Source organism: uncultured Bifidobacterium sp., from assembly GCF_949292005.1.
Classification (GTDB): domain Bacteria; phylum Actinomycetota; class Actinomycetes; order Actinomycetales; family Bifidobacteriaceae; genus Bifidobacterium.
Window position 1 is genome coordinate 1 of record NZ_CASEXV010000051.1, and the last position, 17,786, is coordinate 17,786.

A 17,786-nucleotide genomic window follows, 5' to 3' on the forward strand; every position below is an offset into this window, starting at 1 on the left:
CGGCGGAACGGTTGTTGTGCTTGGCGGCACCGGAAGAAACTTCGGAGCCGGATTCTCCGGAGGTCGAGCCTTCGTTCTCGATCTCGACATCAATAAGATCAACCCTGGTGCCCTGAAAACGGATTCCCTTCGCCTCCAGCCACTGGATGACGAGGAATCGGAGCTGGTCCGGTCGCTGGTCGAGCGCCATCGGCAGGAGACCGGCTCGCGTTTCGCCGCGGATCTCCTTGAGGATTGGCATGCCTCCGCGCTGAGATTCACGTCCATCGCGCCACGGGCCTATCTCGCGATGTCGCAGGCGATGGTCGTCGCGGAGAAGAACCATGTGGACTTTAACGCCCCTGGGGCGTGGGAGAACGTCTACGAGCAGGTCATGGAAGGAGCGCACTGACATGGGCGACCCACGAGGATTTCTAAAGGTCCGCACACGCCGTGAACTGGCCGAGCGTCCCGTCGAGGAGCGCATCAGGGACTGGTTCGATGTTCACGCGGAGGACGGCCTCCAGCCATGGACGACGGAGCAGGCGGCACGCTGCATGGATTGCGGGACGCCGTTCTGCATGACGGGATGCCCTTTGGGGAACATCATTCCGGAGTTCAACGATCTCGTCCGCCAAGGCAAATGGGAGGACGCATACCACCGCCTGTCGATGACGAACAACTTCCCCGAGGTCACGGGGCGTATATGCCCCGCTCCATGTGAGCAGGCCTGCGTTTTGGGAATACACCAGCCTCCGACCATGATCAAGCTTGATGAGCTGACCATCATCGATCAGGCTTGGGATCTCGATCTTGTCACGCCGATGGCTCCCGAACGGTTAACCGACATGACCGTGGCCGTCGTTGGATCCGGCCCGTCCGGTATGGCCTGCGCCCAGCAACTCACACGCGCCGGACACACGGTGGTCGTCTATGAGCGGTCCGATGCCATCGGCGGTCTGATGCGCTATGGAATTCCCAATTTCAAGCTTGACAAGCATCTGCTCGACAAGCGGGTCGAACAGATGGGGGCGGAGGGCACGCGTTTCGTCACCGGCGTGGAGATAGGAAAAGATCTCGGCTGGGAGGAGCTCCGCGACCGGTACGATGCCGTCGTCGTGGCCATCGGATCGACCGTTCCGCGTGACATGTCGATTCCGGGACGCGAACTTGACGGCATCCATTTCGCGATGGACTTCCTGCCGGACGCGACAAGGCGCATATACGGCGTCAAGCCCGAGAAGAACATCACCGCGAAGGACAAGCATGTGGTCGTCATCGGCGGAGGCGACACGGGGTCCGACTGCTTGGGAACGTCGCTGCGACAGGGGGCGAAGGACGTCACCGTGCTGCAGATCATGTCGAAGGAGCCCGATTCGAGGCCGGACAACCAGCCGTGGCCCACTTATGCCCGCACCTACCAGAAGACCTCCTCGATGGAGGAGGGCGGCACATACGTCTACGACACGGACTCCCTGAAATTCGTGGACGGCGATGAGGATGACGACCGTGTGACCGTGGAGGACTCCGCGACGACCGAGGGATTCATCGCGGATCGCGACGGCCATGTGACGGGATTGAAAATCGTCAATGTGGCACCGGGAGAGAACGGGCCATTCACCAGGCAGGCAGGAACGGAACGGGTCATTCCCGCCGATCTCGTCCTCATCTCCGTGGGATTCCTCCACCCCGACACATCCACCCTTCTCGACCAACTTCCGGTCGAACTTGACGGCCGCGGCAACATCTCACGCGACACGGCCTTCGCCACCTCGCAGGATGGTGTTTTCGCCTGCGGCGACGCGGGACGGGGTCAGAGTCTGGTCGTGTGGGCCATCTCCGAGGGACGAAGCTGCGCGGCGGCGGTGGACCGCTATCTGACCGGCGGTACCGAGCTGCCCTCACCCATCACCACCACCCAGCGCCCGATGATGCTTCCGCGTCGGTGACGCCGTCCCTAGCGGCGACGCCTAGTATGGTCTCATCCAATGAAGGAGGAGGGTTATGTCCAATCGTGAGGAAAGGCGGGCCCGCGCCCGCCAGGAGCGCCGTGGCAGATCCGCGCCCGCGTCGAGGCCGGTCGTGGCTCGGTCATCGCGAACGATGAACGAATACGACCTGCAGGAACGGTCCCGACGTCTGACGGAGGAATCCGGCGAGCCATGGACGCCATCCGGATCGACGGACGACGGCTCGGACCATAGCCATGCGACGGGCTCATCCCGCCACTCGTTCCGATGGTGGATTCGCGTGGCCTGCTGGGCGCTTATAGCGCTTTCCGCGATCGCCTTCCTTGTGGCCATGTGGCTTCCCTCTCATCCGCTGTGGCTGATCATCGTCGTGTCGGTGGCATTCGCTCTGGGAGTCATGTCCCTGTTCTTCATCTCCCGCGATCCGTCCTCGAATCCGCGGCTTGACGACAACGGGACGGCCGTGTGAGATGAATCCGACCACTCCGGCGCTGGAAATACGGGATGTGAATCTAAGACGCCAGGGACGCACCCTGATTTCGGACGTCAACCTCACCGTCCAACAAGGGGAGAAGTGGATTCTTTTCGGTCCCAACGGAATCGGGAAATCCACGCTGGTGCGGATGATGAGCACCCGAGGGCATCCGACCGAGGGAACGGTCACGATTCTTGGAAACAGACTGGGCAAGGTCGACGTGTTCTCATACCGCAATCGGATCGGGCTGAGTTCCGCGGAGCTGTCGCGCGCCTTCCCTCCCGACGAGGATCCATTGGACGTCGTCCTCACGGCGTTGACCGCAACCACCGGACGATGGCGCGAGACGTTCACATCTGGGGATGTGTCGAAGGCCCGTGCTCTGCTGCGCCGCTTCGCCATCCCCTATGTCGAGGGGAAGCGCATGTACCGGCTTTCCGAAGGAGAACGCACGCGCGTCCTGGTGTGCCGGTCGCTTATGGCCGATCCGGATCTTCTCATATTGGACGAGCCGACGACAGGACTTGACCTCGGAGGACGGGAGATCGCCCTTCAAGCCCTCTCCCAGATAGGTAAGGAGGGCGGTTCCCGTGCGGTTGTCCTGGTGACGCACCGTCTTGAGGAGATTCCCGCCGGATTCGACAACATCGCCATTATGGGCCGAATCGGGAACGATGGGACGGAAGACGTGAAGAACGGGTATACCAGCGGCGACCCCACTCCGGGAACGATTGTGTATGCCGGTGATCTCGAACATGGGCTGACATCGCAGAGGCTATCGCAGGTCTTCGGGCTTCCGCTGACCGTCACCCACACGCACGGACGATGGGCGGCCTACGCACATGAGCGATGAGGAGAGCATGCATATCCAGACGTCCCGTGGTCCTCTGAGACCTGGCGAGAAGGTGCAGCTCACAGATCGGCGCGGACGGCGCTACACCGAGCAGCTTGTCCGTGGCGCAGTGACGCAGACTGACCACGGCTTCATCCGCCATGACGACATCATCGGCATCGAGCCGGGGGGAGTTGTGACATCGGTGAGCGGGTCGCGCGTCCGCACCGCACGGGAGTCTGGGCAGTCCGGGGAGGCCGATGGATCGCCTTCGAAACCCTGGAAGGGGGCGCGCGACATCGGAGGCTGGCCCTACATGGTCATGAGGCCACGGGCGATCGACTACATCCTGTCCATGCCCAGAGGCGCGCAGATCATGTACCCCAAGGACATCGCGCAGGTTCTCGCGGTGGGGGACATCCGCCCCGGCATGAGTGTGCTTGAATCCGGTGTGGGCTCCGGAGCGATGAGTCTGGCGCTTGTGCAGGCCGTGGGCCCCTCGGGGTCCCTGGTGAGCGTGGAGGTCCGGCCTGATTTCGCAAAAGTCGCCCGGGCCAACGTGTCTCTTTTCCTCGGCTACCAGCCGTCGTGGTGGGATCTTCGTGTGGACGACTGCGATTCGGCCGCATTGTCCATGCCCGAGCACCGCATCGACCGTGTCGTGCTTGACATGCTGGACCCGTGGAACCGTCTTGACCAGATCTGGAGGATCATGGCCTCAGGCGGAATTCTGGTGGCGTATGTGACCACCACATCTCAGATGTCGAGGATGGCCGAGGCCCTCCGGGGATCCGACCACTGGACGGAGCCGGAGATCGGCGAGACCTTGGCCCGCGGGTGGAAGGCGGATGGCCTGGCCGTGCGTCCCGAGCATGAGATGATCGGACACACGGGCTTCCTCATCGTGTCCCGAGCCATGTCTCCTGGAGTTGTTCCGCCGAGACGCCACGAGAGGGCCGCGAAGGACACGTGTCGCGACATCGACTCCCTCACGCCTCAGGAGCGTCGCAGGGAGCTGGAGGAGCTGGAGCTCAGGGACATATCAGACCGTAAGCTCCGCAAGGTTCTGCGCGACCTCGACCGGCAGACCTCATATCTTGCATCCGAGTCCCGCCGCGACATCGACGGCTGCGACCACGGAAACGCGAAACCGAAGGATGAGCATGAAGGAGACGGAGATGGGCGCTGACATGTCGGTATTGGCCAAACGTTGGTCGCGGAAGGCTCATGTGCTAATCCTGATGCGTCACGCCAAGGCAGAATCCGGGGTCGATCTGCCTGACATCGACCGTCCGCTCACCGACAAGGGCCTCAAACAGGCGAAGCGAATGGCGAAAGGACTGGTCGCCGCGGATCTGGTGCCCGACCGCATAGCGTGCTCAGGTGCGGCGCGCGCCCGGCAGACGTTGGACCGCATGCTCGCGGTTCTTGGAGACCATCCCAAGGTCGACTACCGGAAAAGCCTCTATGATGGCGGGGTTCAGGCTGTGTTCGAAGAGCTCCGGCAGACGTCCGACGACACCCACGTTCTTCTTGTCCTGACGCACGAACCGACGGTTTCCGTCGCGGCGCAATGGCTGTCGTCATCCGATTCCGATGCCGGCGCGCTTTCCCTCGTGGGGCTGGGGATGCCGGTCGGCAGTGCGGCCATCCTCACCGCTGATGAGCCTTACAGCCGGTGGCAGGTGCGATCCGCGCGGCTGGAGGGAGTGGTAAGGCCCAAGGATCTGCGATGACGATTCGCGCCGGACGGACCATCATCTCCCGTCATGCGCAAGCACTGAAGACTTTCCCCGGCTCGCTATAAACTAACGTTATAACGACACCACAATGCATCTAATAACTCTGCATAACCATTGTTGCTACCCTGTATAACGGTCACCTCACCATAACGACTACATCAAAGGACGTGCCATGCCATTGCTTACTTCCGTATCCGGATTCCCGCGCGTGGGCCGTGACCGCGAGCTCAAGAAGGCGATCGAGGGATATTGGCGAGGCGACCGGTCGCTGGATGAGATCCGAAAGACGGCGTCCGATCTTCGCCGGCGCCATTGGAAGCTGCAGGCCGACCAGGGAATCGACCTCATCCCCAGCAACGATTTCAGCTACTACGATCAGATGCTCGACACCGCGATCATGCTTAACGCCGTGCCGCAACGCTATCGTTCCCTATCCTTCGAGAATCCCGAGGACGCCCTGTTCGCCATCGGACGTGGCTATCAGGGCGAACGCGGCGATGTCACCGCGCTCCCGATGAAGAAGTGGTTCACCACGAACTACCACTACATCGTCCCGGAGATCGACGAGGCGACGGACATACGGCTTGCGTCCACCAAGCCCTTCGACGAGTTTCTCGAGGCACGGTCCGCGGGGATCGACACGAAGCCCGTTCTCATCGGTCCCTACACCTTCCTCAAGCTCGCACGCGATCCCCGCGCGGAGGAGCTGGACATCGACCGTGGATTGATCAACGCGGTATCGGCAGTCTACGCAACCATCCTCACCCAGTTCTCCGAACTTGGCGCGTCGTGGGTCCAGATCGACGAGCCCTATCTGTCGATGGACAAGGAGCCGGGGGACGAATCGCTGTTCACTTCGCTGTACGCGCCGATCCTCGCGGCGGGACGCGGCGGCGTGAAGGTTCTTCTCAACACGTACTTCGGTCATGTCGCAGACATCTACGAAAGACTCACCCTTATGGGATTCGACGGGATCGGCCTTGATCTGGTCGAAGGCCGTCGCGGGACCCTCGAGGCCGTGCGCCGGTATGGGGTGCCCGAATCCACGACGCTTGTTGCCGGATTGGTCAATGGGCGCAACATCTGGCGCAATAACTACGCCGACAGCCTTGAAATCGTTGACGAGCTGCGCTCGATCACGCCGAATGTCGCCATATCCACGGCATGCTCGCTTCTCCATGTCCCCTACACCACGGAAGGCGAGGACGCTCTGGGGCAGGATGTTCTCAAGCATTTCGCCTTCGCCCAGGAGAAGATCGAAGAGCTTAATGAGATTTCCCGGATCGCAGACCTCGACAAAGCCGGGCGCGAGACCTCGAGGGAGATGTCGGCGAATCGGTCGCTTTTCGATGGCAGCAGGGTGTCTGCCGACCCGGATGTCGCGAAACGCATCGACTCGCTCACTCCGGAGGATCTCGTCCGTCATCCCGCTCGCGCGGAACGCCAACGGGTCCAGCGCGAGGAGCTTGGCCTTCCCCTTCTGCCCACGACCACGATCGGCTCGTTCCCACAGACGCGCGAGGTGCGCTCGGAGAGGGCGAAGCTGCGCAAGGGCGAGATCGACCAGAAGACATACGACACCTTCATCCAGAACAAGATCGACGACGTGATCGCGCGTCAGGAGTCGATTGGTCTGGACGTTCTCGTCCACGGCGAGTTCGAACGCAACGACATGGTCGAATACTTCGGCCAGAATCTCAATGGATTCCTCTTCACCCGCAACGCCTGGGTCCAGTCCTACGGGACACGGTGCGTGAAGCCCCCCATCGTCTGGTCCGATGTGTCCCGCGCTCGTCCCATCACCGTCAGGTGGAGCTCATACGCGCAAAGCCGCACATCCAAGATCGTCAAGGGCATGCTCACCGGGCCGGTGACCATACTCAACTGGTCATGGCCACGCGAGGACGTGTCGCATGAGGTTCAGACCAGGCAGCTCGCGCTTGCGATCCGCGACGAGGTGCTTGATCTCGAGAAGGCCGGCATACGCGTGATTCAGATCGATGAGGCCGCCTTGAGGGAGAAGCTTCCTCTTCGGCGCAGCGACTGGCACCGGGAGTATCTGGACTGGGCCATTCCCGCCTTCCGACTGGTGCATTCGGGCGTTCGTCCCACCACCCAGATCCACACCCATATGTGCTATTCGGAGTTCAACGACATCATCCGCGACATCGACGATATGGACGCGGACGTGATCTCCTTCGAGGCGTCCCGCGGCGATCTTGTCGTGCTTGACGCTATTCATGACGCCCATTTCGAGACGGAGGTGGGACCAGGGGTCTACGACATCCACTCACCTCGGATTCCCGGAGTCGATGAGCTTGTCACTCGGATCCGCGAGATTCTCGAGAAGATCGACGCCGAGAAGGTGTGGATCAATCCGGACTGCGGCCTCAAAACCCGTGGCGAGGACGAGACATGGTCCAGTCTGGAGAACATGGTCGAGGCCGCGAGGATCGTGCGGTCCGAACTGGGGCGTTGATGCACAATCCACGTTTCTCGCTTGAGGTCTTTCCTCCGCGACGCACCGGGCCCGTCACCACCATCTACGACACGTTGGATGGACTGGAGGGTCTGAGTCCTGATTTCATCTCCGTGACGTATGGCCACGGGTCGCAGGCCGACAGGTCTGCGACCGCACGCATCGCCGCGACGGTGGCGGGGGAATACCACATTCCGGTCGTCGCCCATCTGACATCCCTGTACGCCGACGAGTCCAGCGTCGAGGAGACTCTCCGCGCCTTCGACAGGGCCGGGGTCAAGTCGGTGCTCGCGCTTCGCGGGGATCCGGTCGACGGGCTCGAACCCACCGGTGTGTTCCCCCATGCGAGCGATCTCGCCGCGTACATCCACGGGCTCCGACCCGACATGATTCTTATGGGCGCCTGCTATCCGGAGTGCCACGCGGATTGCGCGTCCCTGGAGGAGGACGTGTCGAATCTGGCCATCAAGGTGGAGTCCGGGGTGAGCAGGCTGATCACCCAGCTGTTCTACGACAACGACGACTTCTACCATTTCATGGATGTCTGCCGGGCGCACGGCATCGACGTTCCCGTGCACGCCGGAATCATGCCCATTATCAGCGAGAAGTCCGTTCGCGGCATGGCCCGACGCGGAGGATCGCACATCCCTGCGCGCGTGGAGGCTCTGCTGCGCAAGTGGGGGGACGATCCGGATTCTCTCAGAAGCGCGGGGATAGTCTATGCCTCCGAGCAGATCGCCGACCTCGTGGCCAACGGCGTTGATGGCGTCCATCTATACACCATGAACAGGCCGGCCACGACGCGTCGGATATGGAGGAACGTCTCCTCCCTTTTCTCCGTCGAATGACCGGTCCGGCAACGGGAGCGCCCGCACGCGCTAGATTGTAATCATGTCAGACCGTTCGACCGCACCCATCGGCGTCAGGGATCTTCTCAGAGCCGGAATCCGCCATCCAGGGGATGTCGGGGACGTCGTCCGCGCCCTATGCTCGGAGAGCGGACCCGATATCGATCCGACCGAGCTCATCAGGATCCTCACAGCCACATGCGATCCCGACATGGCGTTGCGGAACGTTACCGACGTCATGGAATCGCTAAGGGATGTCGGACGTACCGCGCCTTTGACCTCGCAGGAGTTTGACGGACTCCTCCGCGTTCTGGGAGCGAGCTCCACCATGGCGATGATGATGAGGAACCGTCCGGATCTCGTGCTGTCCGTGCTGAACGTGTCCCACGATGGTAGTCATTCGGGCCGGCTGGTCGCGGATGCGGTGACACGGAATCTCATGACCGCCGTCGGAGCCGATTCCTCATCGGGATACGCCGTGTCGGGTCTGGATCTCACGACGGCCGCCCGGAATCTACGGCGGGAATACCATCGCCGTCTCGCGGCCATCATGGCATGGGACCTTCTGGCCGCCGATCCAATGGATGTCCAGCCAATGATCAGCGCGGCCCTGTCGGATCTGGCCGACGCCACTCTCGACGCGGCGCTGGCGATCGCCCGGGGGAGCACCGCGGACTCGTCCATGTGCCGGTTCGCGGTTATCGGCATGGGAAAACTGGGAGCTCAGGAGCTCAACTACGTGTCTGACGTCGACCTCATCTATGTGGTCGAGCCGGCGGACGGCACCACCGACGTCCAGAAGGCGCTCCGCGTCGGGGCGAGGATGGCGCTCACATTGCAACGCGTGTGCCAGTCCGTGATCCCCGGAGTGGATGAGCCGACGCTATGGCAGATCGACACCGCTTTGCGTCCCGAGGGGAAGGACGGGCCTCTGGTCCGCCGCCTCGACTCGCACCTCGACTACTACCGACGCTGGGCGGAGAGCTGGGAGTTCCAGGCGCTTCTCAAGGCGCGGTGTGTGGCCGGCGACCGCGACCTTGGAAGGGATTATGTGGATGGCACAAGGCCTTTGGTCTGGTCCGCCTCCACCCGGAGAAACTTCGTCAACGACTGTCAGGAGATGCGCCGCCGCGTGGAGTCGCTTATCCCCGAGGATCTGAGAGACCGTGAGATCAAACTGGGATGCGGCGGACTGCGGGACGTGGAGTTCACGGTTCAGATGCTGCAGCTCGTCCACGGCCGGACCGATGACGGCTTGCGCGTGGCCGGCACCCTGCACGCGCTGCGCGTGCTCTCCGAAGGCGGATACGTATCCAGGAAGCAGGCCCGGGAATTGGCCGACGACTACAGATTCGAACGCGTCCTCGAACATCGTCAGCAGATGTGGTCCCTCAAACGCACGCATCTTTTCCCCGACCTCGGACAGGGCAACCGCGGCGGTCTGGACCGCAAACGCGAGGTGACGACCGATCTGCTCGACCACAATGACGAGCTGAGACGTCTGTCAAGGGCATTCTCCCTCCGACCAGAGGAGCTTCTTGAGCGTTTCGACCGGACCAGACGCGAGGTGCGCCACCTCCACATGGAGATCTACTACCGCCCGATGCTGCCGATCACCGCGCAACGCGACAGCGACGCCTTCTCCCTTAACGATGCCGCGGTCCATGATCGTCTCAGATCCATTGGATTCGAGGATCCCTCAGCCGCCATAAGACATATGGACGCCCTTACCGCTGGCCTGTCGCGCGCAGCCAAGATCAACCGCATCCTGCTTCCGGCCGTTCTTGAATGGCTTGGTCAGGGCCAGAATCCGGATATGGGCCTTCTCAACTGGCGGCGTCTTGAGGAGCATTTTGGATCGGACCGCGAGTATCTGGGGTTCCTCAGGGACTCGCCCTCGGCGGCGCAACGTCTATGCCACATCCTCGCCGATTCACGCTTTCTGGGAGACGCGCTCAACAAATCGGCCGAATCCATCACCTGGCTGGGCGATGACGCGCTTTTGACGCCACGGTCGCGCGGAAGCCTTGACGTGCAATGCCGGGCCGCGGTCGATCGATCACCTGATGATCTGGCCGACGTGGCCATGTCGCTGCGCATGATGCGCAGACGAGAGATCGAGCGCATCGGCCTCGCCTGGATCAGCCATGTGATGAGCGACGAGGATTGTCTGACGGCGTTGACCGAAGTGACGGATTCCCTCATCGACGCGGCCCTGTCATGGTCCTGCTCAGATGTCGCCGGATCGTCGGAGCGCAGACCCGCATCAGTCAGCGTCATCGGCATGGGAAGATACGGCGGCCGGGAACTGAATTTCAGCTCGGATGCCGACGCGATCATCATCTACCGTCCGGAACCAGGGGCTTCGGATTCCGACGCGTCGGAATACGCCAGGGGCGTGGTGGACCGTCTTCGAACCATCCTCCAAGGTCCGATGACGACCGAACCGGCGATCTCGCTCGACCTGTCGCTCCGTCCCGAAGGTCGTAACGGCCCACTAGTGCGATCCTTAGAGTCCTGCGCCGAATACTATTCGTCATGGTCAAGCGTGTGGGAGCATCAGGCGTTGATCAGGGCCCGTCACACGGCCGGGGATAGGGATCTCTCCGCGGATTTCCTCTCACGTGTCGCGGATCCGCTGAGGTTTCCCGCAGTGCCACCGGATGAGGAAAACGTCGCGGAGATTCGACGTCTCAAGGCACGCATGGAGGGGGAGAGGCTGCCCCGCGGAGTTCGCCGCGACCGTCATCTCAAACTGGGTCTGGGGGGATTGTCCGACGTCGAGTGGACGGTGCAGCTTCTTCAGCTTCGCCATGCCGGCCACGAACCCGCCTTACGGACCGGATCGACGATGACCGCGCTGGACGCCCTCGTGTCGCTCGGGCTGATCGGAGAGGGCGACGGAACGATTCTGCGGAACTCATGGCGCTTGTGCACCGCCGCCAGAAACGCGAACTATCTCTGGACGGGAAGGACATCACAGGCCGATGTTCTTCCCGACGACCGCTATTCCCTCGCCGGAGTGGCCTCATGTATGGGATACCCGCCTCATCATGGTCAACAATTCGACAACGATGTGATGTCGGCTATGAGACGTTGCCGCGAGGTGGCCAGACGGCTTTTCTATGGAGCGGTGGACATCTCATAGAGACACAATCGCGCATGGAGGCACAATCCCACAGGCACAGAGGACGTCGCATGGAGCGGGACATCGCGTGAGAACGGTGGGACATCGCTAAGGAGCGAGGGTATTCCGTAGTCCGTCGATATCCCCGGGCCGATATCCCCGGGCCGATGTCCCGGGCCGGCATAGGACACATACACGAATCGTCGCCAGATGACGGTCGGCCCGTATCCGGAACTCGCATGCGGGAACCATTGACACAAAAGCGATTATTGAAAGAAACACTTATTCTATCCACAGAACGTGTAAAAAACAAGTCTTGATTTCCTTGAAGTCGCGTCCCCATAATGGTTGACTATGATGAATATCTCATTGACCGACCCTCGGACGACGGAGACGCTCCGGTCATGTCCGGTCGGCATGGACGTGGTGATCGACTCGGTGAAACTGGACGACGTCCATCGCTTCCGTCTCTCGGAGCTCGGCCTCAGGGAGGGCCTGCATGTGCGCGTCGCCCAGCGCTGCGCCTTCGGTGGGCGTCTGGTGGCGCGGGGGACCGAAAGGATCGCGGTCGACTCCGCCACGGCCACATCAATCGTCGTCCGCTCGGCCTCCGGAAAGCGATGACCGTCGTCGACCGAACCGATGACATACGCGATTCAATGACCCATCAATTCAATGACCTCCGTCCGGCTGCTACGGCCAGATGACTGCGGAAAGGCGTGCCATGCCCAGGAAATGCCCCTACTGCGCCCCAACATCGTCCCCTGATGGCGGACGGTCCGCGACAACAACGGGTGCGGCCCCCGGGACCGACGTTTTCCCATCGGCCATCGACGATAACTCCGACAACCGAGATTCGAAGACACTGGGAACCAATCCCACTCCGGAGATTTCCGGCGCCGCGGACCGTGTTGACGACAAGGCCATGCGCGTTGTCTTCGTCGGCAATCCCAACGTCGGGAAATCGTCGTTGTTCAATTCCATGCTCGGCATGCGCACCCGCGTCATGAACGCGCCGGGAACCACCGTGCTCCTTGAATACGGAACACTCCACCGCAACAGGCACTGCTGGAACATCATCGACACCCCGGGAACCTATTCGTTACTTCCACTCTCCCCGGATGAGCGTGTGGCCTCCGAGGCGGTTCTGGGACATCGGGGACAACCCATGCCCGATCTGATTGTCGCGGTTCTCGATGCGACGAACATCTCACGTTCGCTGTATCTTCTCGCCATGCTTCTCGAATTGGGGAGACCCGTCGTGGTGGCGCTCACCATGAACGACCTCGCGCGACGCCAGTCCACCGAGATCGACCCGCATGCTCTGTCGAAGGCACTGGACGGCATCGACGTTGTGGAGGTCGACGGGAGGACGGGGCAGGGGCTTACTGCCCTCGAGGATGCCATGGAGCACGTCATAACCGATGGTCGGCCATCAGTCTCGGGCGTGGAGCCGCGCGCTTCCGTTCCATCGAATGACCAGGATCTCGACGTCTGGGTTCGGGATGGCGCGGACCGGCGTTTCGAATGGGTGGCGAAGGTCCTCAAATCGATTGACATCTCCTCTCCGACACGCGCCACCGTCTCCGACCGCATCGACTCCCTTCTACTCAGTCCATGGCTCGGCATCCCTGTCTTCCTCGCCGCCATGTATGCCGTCTTCCAGGCCACGACGACACTCGCGGGGCCTTTGCAGGATTGGATCGACGTCACCCTCAGATCTTGGCTGACGACCGCGGTCGACACGATGTTCTCGTGGGGAGGGGAGGCCGCGCTCAACGGATGGCCCCACTCTCTGATCGTCGACGGCGTGCTTGACGGCATCATCTCGGTGGCCACGTTCATACCGCCCATGGGCATCATGTTCCTGCTTCTGTCCATGCTCGAGGATTCGGGATATCTGGCCAGGGCGGCCTTCGTCATGGACAGGGCGATGCGGGCCCTGGGACTTGATGGCAAGGCGTTCCTTCCCATTGTCGTGGGATTCGGTTGCAATCTTCCGGCGCTGGCCGCGACGAGGTCGCTCACAGATTCACGCCAACGCGTTCTGGTGGGGATGCTCATCCCCTTCACATCATGCTCGGCACGGCTCTCGGTGTATATGGTCCTTGCATACGCGTTCTTCCGCCAATACGCCGGACTGGTCATATTCCTCATGTACGTGGCGTCGATCCTCCTCATTCTGGGCGTGGGGATACTCCTGCGGCACACGGTCTTCCACGGTCTGCGTCCCGAACCCTTCACCATGAGCCTCCCGCCATACCAGATACCCAAGGCCGTGGCGACGATCCGGCTTGTGCTCACGCGGCTGTGGGGGTTCATCCGCGGAGCCAGCGGAATCATCGTCACGGTGATCGTGGCCATGTGGATTCTGCAGGGGATCCCCGCCACCGCGAGCGCAGGGTCCTTCGCCGATGTCGACGACGTGCATGAGTCCGTCTACGGTGTGGTCGCCGATACCGTGGCGCCGGTGTTCGCTCCCGCCGGATTCGACGACTGGCATGCGTCGGCCGCGCTTCTGACTGGATTCGTGGCCAAGGAGGTTGTGGTGGGGTCGATGTCGCAGTCATACAACATCGCGACCAGCGACTCCGCCAGTGAAGCCGATGAGGGGTCCGGAGCACTGGGCACGTCGATACGCGAATCCTTCGATCGCTCCTCCAATGGGCATGGTCGTGCGGCCGCCGTTGCGTTCCTTCTCTTCGTTCTCGCCTACACGCCGTGTCTGGCAACCGTGGCCGAGTTGAGACGGCAGTACGGAACAAAGGTCATGGCCTCCACAGTCGCCCTTGGACTGGTGGTCGCGTATATCCTCGCCGTGGCGGCCTTCCAGATTCTCAGGCTTGTGTTATGACGAAGCCACGGGAGGATGGCACCGGACAATCCGATCATGGATTCCGCAGGACGTCCGGGGACAACAGTCATGACGGGGGCGCCGTGGTCGAAACGATCATCGGCATGCTTTCCGCCGGCGTGGCCATCGACGCCTGCGCACGGGCATTGACCCTGCCGGCCGATTTCGTGCGCATGGTCGAGCGCCATGCCATTGCCACCGGACGGCTGTCAGGCAACCGCCCATCCGCATCTCCATGCTCATTGGGGTCGTGCTCGCCGGATCCACATTCGCTGGTCTGCGCAGGCTGTCCGCTGCTTCCGCGATCACGCCAGCGTCCATCCTCCCTGCGTCGGATATGCCGATCCGCCATCGGCCGCGCGAAACGTGCGTGGAAGCATGCGCCGAGCGACCGAGATCTCTGACGATTCAGCACAGCCACGTCTCCGTCCTGGCCGGCCATCCGCATTCGACCCTCAACACGCGATGGAGGTGCGCCGGAATCCGCTAAGCGCCCGGCATATCCTTATGGGTGGCGCCCCTATGGACGCGCAGCATGACGACAATCGCGAAACACACGAGGAAGAGGCTCTATGTCGTGGCAAGGGGCGCTCGCTCTGACGGTTCTTGTTCTTCTAGTACTCTCCTCAATCGCTCTTCGCTCCGCCACCGTCAAAATGGCGGTCGCCATCTCCTCATGCGTGGCCCTCGCACTCTCCGGAGCGGCGGATGTGACGACGGCTCGCGCGTCTCTGGAAACTCTGGCGCCGACGGTGTGCTTCCTCGCGTTTTCCCTGATCCTCGCACGCCTCTGCGCCAATGAGGGGTTGTTTCGATATGTCGGCGAGCGAATGAGGGTTCTGGCGAAGGGATCGCCGCGCATGCTGTTCGTCTGGGTCGTGGTGTTCGCCTCGACCGTGACGGCCATTATGAGCCTTGACGCGACCGTGCTCCTTCTCACGCCCGTGGTGCTGTCCGCCGCCGTCGACAGTGACATTCCACCCGAGCCGTATCTCTATGCGACCGGGCATCTTGCGAATTCCGCATCCCTATTGCTTCCAGTGTCCAACCTGACCAACCTTCTCGCCTTTGGCCTGTCGGGATTGACCTTCTCCCAGTTCATGGGACTTTCCGCCCTGCCATGGATCATGGGCGTGCTGACGGAATACGTAGTGTTGAGGGTGGCGTTCCGAACGGATCTGCGCTCCGCCCCAGTCCTGCGCGACCATCAGACGGCCCGGAGCCACCCAGGAAGCACCGCCGTCCGTGTCCGGACCACGGTGGTGGAGGCGGACATGACCCCATCGGACGCCGCGCCGACGACAGCCGTCGTCGTGGTGGGCATGGCGCTCGCGGGATTCTTCATCTGCGGCACGGTGGGCGTGGAGCCGCTGTGGGTCGCGCTCGCCGCCTGCATCATCCTGTCGACCACACGCGTCGCACGGTCGCGGACGGGCGTCCGGGAGGAGTCCCGCCTGTGGTGGCACGCGTCGAACGTCCCTTTCCTTCTGTTCGTACTGTCTTTGGGCATGTCGATCGAGGTTCTTCGCAGCCACGGCGGCGCGATGCTGGCCTCCGCGCTCGTCCATGGATCGCAATCACTTCCGGCGCTTCTGGCGACGGCCTTCGGAGCTGCGATCCTCGCGAACGTCATCAACAATCTTCCGGCGGCGATGCTTCTCATTCCGGCCGCCTCGACCTTCGGAGCACCCGCGGTGATGGCCGTTCTCATCGGCGTGAACATCGGCCCCAACCTCACCTACGTGGGTTCCCTGGCGAATCTTCTTTGGGTGGACATCTGCGACAGAGCACTGCATCGGCCACGACTCAGGCAGTTCACCCTGATCTCCGCCGTCAGCGTGCCCTTGTGCTTGACCATGTCGGTGCTGGGACTATGGCTGTCGACTCAGCGATGATTCCATGGCTTTTGTCAGCATATCGGCCTAGGGTTGGCTAGGTCGCAACGCAACGGCCACCTTATCTGGAAAGGTGCGCAATGTCCGCTGAAATCACTGGAGCATGCCCCCGTCAGACGAACGATTCCGCGTGTCCCGCGCAGGATTCCCCACAGGATTCCCCAGGCTCCTTGGAGGGGATGAGCGTCGTCACGCTCGACGACATGTCCACCACCAACATCCTCGACATCCTTGATCGGGCCGCATACATAGACCATCACCGACGAGAGGTGTCCCACACATGCGATGGACGGGTTCTGGCCACCCTGTTCTATGAACCCAGCACCCGGACCCGTCTGAGCTTCGAAACCGCGATGCTGCGGCTGGGAGGCAAGGTCATCGGCTTCGCGGGAGCGCAGCTGGCCTCGGTCACCAAGGGCGAGTCCATCAGCGACACCCTCAAAACCGTCTCCAACTACGCCGACGTCGTGGCGATCCGGCACCCCAAGGAGGGTGCCGCCCTGGTCGCGGCCCAGGCATCGCGCGTGCCGGTCATCAACGCGGGAGACGGCGGGCACATGCATCCCACGCAGACTCTGGCGGATCTGGCGACATTGCGGTCCCGATTCGGACGGATCACCCATCTCACGGTCGGTCTGTGCGGAGATCTGACGTTCGGGCGTACCGTCCATTCCCTGATCGAGACGCTATGCCGTTTCGGCGACGTCCATTTCGTCCTGATCAGTCCCGAGGAGCTCACCACGCCACAGTATGTCCTGGACCGCATCGATTCGACGCCGTCATGCTCATACACCGAAACAAGGGACCTGTCCGAGGTCATCGGCGATCTCGACGTTCTCTATATGACAAGGGTGCAGAAGGAGCGTTTCTTCAACGAGGACGATTATCTGCGCCTGCGCGACACCTACATCCTTGACGAATCAAAGCTGTCTCTATCGAAACCCGATATGGCCGTGCTCCACCCTCTCCCACGAGTCAACGAGATCGCGGTGGAGGTCGACGACGATCCACGCGCCGCCTACTTCGAGCAGGTGCGCAACGGCATGCTGGTGCGCATGGCGCTCGAAAGCATGGTTGTGGGGGATGAGCTTGAGGGCTATGAACCCACACGATCCGGCCCTCCTTCCGGTCCAGCGTGTGCACAATCAGGAAAGGCGGCGATCTGATGGAGGTCACCAGCATCCAGGATGGCGTGATCATCGACCACGTCCCCGCCGGAACCGCACTCACGGTTCTGCGGTACCTTCAGATCAATCCGGCCACGACGCGGCTGGCCCTCATCATGAACGCGTCCAGCCATCGTTTCGGCAGCAAGGACATCATCAAAATCGAGGACGACGCCGACGTCAATCTGGAGGTGCTCGGATTCGTGGCGCGGCAGGCCACCGTCGACATCGTCCGAGGTGGAAGAATCGTCCGCAAATCGAAGCCGAAGCCGCCCGAGCATGTCGTCGACGTCATCACCTGCGTCAATCCGCGCTGCGTGACAACCGCCGAGCCGGGAATCCACCAAAGGTTCCATCTGGTCCACTCGGAGCGGCAGGAATACCGCTGCGACTACTGCGATGAGGAGGCAAAACTCTGA

Annotated in this window: 15 protein-coding genes; all 15 read left to right on the forward strand. The window is 62.1% G+C overall.

All coding sequences use genetic code 11. The annotated features are described in order from the left end of the window. A partial coding sequence (locus Q1X90_RS03570) for a hypothetical protein (RefSeq protein WP_300766606.1) occupies window positions 1-391 on the forward strand: 391 nt, incomplete at its 5' end. A 1-nt stretch (window position 392) separates the two neighbouring features. Further along, window positions 393-1,928 (forward strand): glutamate synthase subunit beta, encoded by a 1,536-nt coding sequence (locus tag Q1X90_RS03575; protein ID WP_300766607.1) that lies wholly within the window; start codon window positions 393-395, stop codon window positions 1,926-1,928. 55 nt (window positions 1,929-1,983) lie between these two features. Next, window positions 1,984-2,418: a tripartite tricarboxylate transporter TctB family protein gene (locus tag Q1X90_RS03580; RefSeq protein ID WP_300766609.1), complete on the forward strand. Its 435-nt coding sequence runs from the start codon at window positions 1,984-1,986 to the stop codon at window positions 2,416-2,418. Between the two features lies 1 nt (window position 2,419). Next, window positions 2,420-3,277, forward strand: coding sequence for an ATP-binding cassette domain-containing protein (locus Q1X90_RS03585; protein ID WP_300766611.1), 858 nt, complete (start codon window positions 2,420-2,422; stop codon window positions 3,275-3,277). Next, window positions 3,267-4,445 (forward strand): tRNA (adenine-N1)-methyltransferase, encoded by a 1,179-nt coding sequence (locus Q1X90_RS03590; protein WP_300766614.1) that lies wholly within the window; start codon window positions 3,267-3,269, stop codon window positions 4,443-4,445. The genes Q1X90_RS03585 and Q1X90_RS03590 overlap by 11 nt, the downstream gene beginning before the upstream one ends. Continuing rightward, a complete protein-coding gene (locus tag Q1X90_RS03595; protein WP_300766662.1) occupies window positions 4,435-4,992 on the forward strand; it encodes a histidine phosphatase family protein in 558 nt (185 codons plus the stop codon). The genes Q1X90_RS03590 and Q1X90_RS03595 overlap by 11 nt, the downstream gene beginning before the upstream one ends. 178 nt (window positions 4,993-5,170) lie before the next feature. After that, window positions 5,171-7,477, forward strand: coding sequence for a 5-methyltetrahydropteroyltriglutamate--homocysteine S-methyltransferase (metE, locus tag Q1X90_RS03600; protein WP_300766616.1), 2,307 nt, complete (start codon window positions 5,171-5,173; stop codon window positions 7,475-7,477). Next, the gene (locus Q1X90_RS03605; protein WP_300766618.1) at window positions 7,477-8,325 is read left to right on the forward strand and encodes a methylenetetrahydrofolate reductase; all 849 of its coding nucleotides are present in this window, start codon (window positions 7,477-7,479) and stop codon (window positions 8,323-8,325) included. Before metE ends, Q1X90_RS03605 begins: the two co-directional genes overlap by 1 nt. 43 nt (window positions 8,326-8,368) lie before the next feature. Beyond that, window positions 8,369-11,473 carry a bifunctional [glutamine synthetase] adenylyltransferase/[glutamine synthetase]-adenylyl-L-tyrosine phosphorylase gene (locus tag Q1X90_RS03610; RefSeq protein WP_300766620.1) on the forward strand — a complete coding sequence of 1,035 codons (3,105 nt, stop codon included), beginning with the start codon at window positions 8,369-8,371 and terminating at the stop codon, window positions 11,471-11,473. 333 nt (window positions 11,474-11,806) lie between these two features. Then, window positions 11,807-12,076: a FeoA family protein gene (locus Q1X90_RS03615; RefSeq protein ID WP_300766622.1), complete on the forward strand. Its 270-nt coding sequence runs from the start codon at window positions 11,807-11,809 to the stop codon at window positions 12,074-12,076. 301 nt (window positions 12,077-12,377) lie between these two features. Beyond that, entirely contained in the window at window positions 12,378-14,306 is a 1,929-nt protein-coding gene (gene feoB / locus Q1X90_RS03620) for a ferrous iron transport protein B (RefSeq protein ID WP_300766664.1), read from the forward strand. Beyond that, window positions 14,303-14,710 carry a hypothetical protein gene (locus Q1X90_RS03625; RefSeq protein ID WP_300766624.1) on the forward strand — a complete coding sequence of 136 codons (408 nt, stop codon included), beginning with the start codon at window positions 14,303-14,305 and terminating at the stop codon, window positions 14,708-14,710. Before feoB ends, Q1X90_RS03625 begins: the two co-directional genes overlap by 4 nt. Window positions 14,711-14,878: 168 nt before the next feature. Beyond that, window positions 14,879-16,201, forward strand: coding sequence for an SLC13 family permease (locus Q1X90_RS03630; RefSeq protein ID WP_300766626.1), 1,323 nt, complete (start codon window positions 14,879-14,881; stop codon window positions 16,199-16,201). 170 nt (window positions 16,202-16,371) lie between these two features. Continuing rightward, a complete protein-coding gene (pyrB, locus tag Q1X90_RS03635) occupies window positions 16,372-17,367 on the forward strand; it encodes an aspartate carbamoyltransferase (RefSeq protein ID WP_300766666.1) in 996 nt (331 codons plus the stop codon). Beyond that, complete coding sequence (locus Q1X90_RS03640) at window positions 17,367-17,786, forward strand: aspartate carbamoyltransferase regulatory subunit (protein WP_300766628.1); 420 nt, start codon at window positions 17,367-17,369, stop codon at window positions 17,784-17,786. Before pyrB ends, Q1X90_RS03640 begins: the two co-directional genes overlap by 1 nt.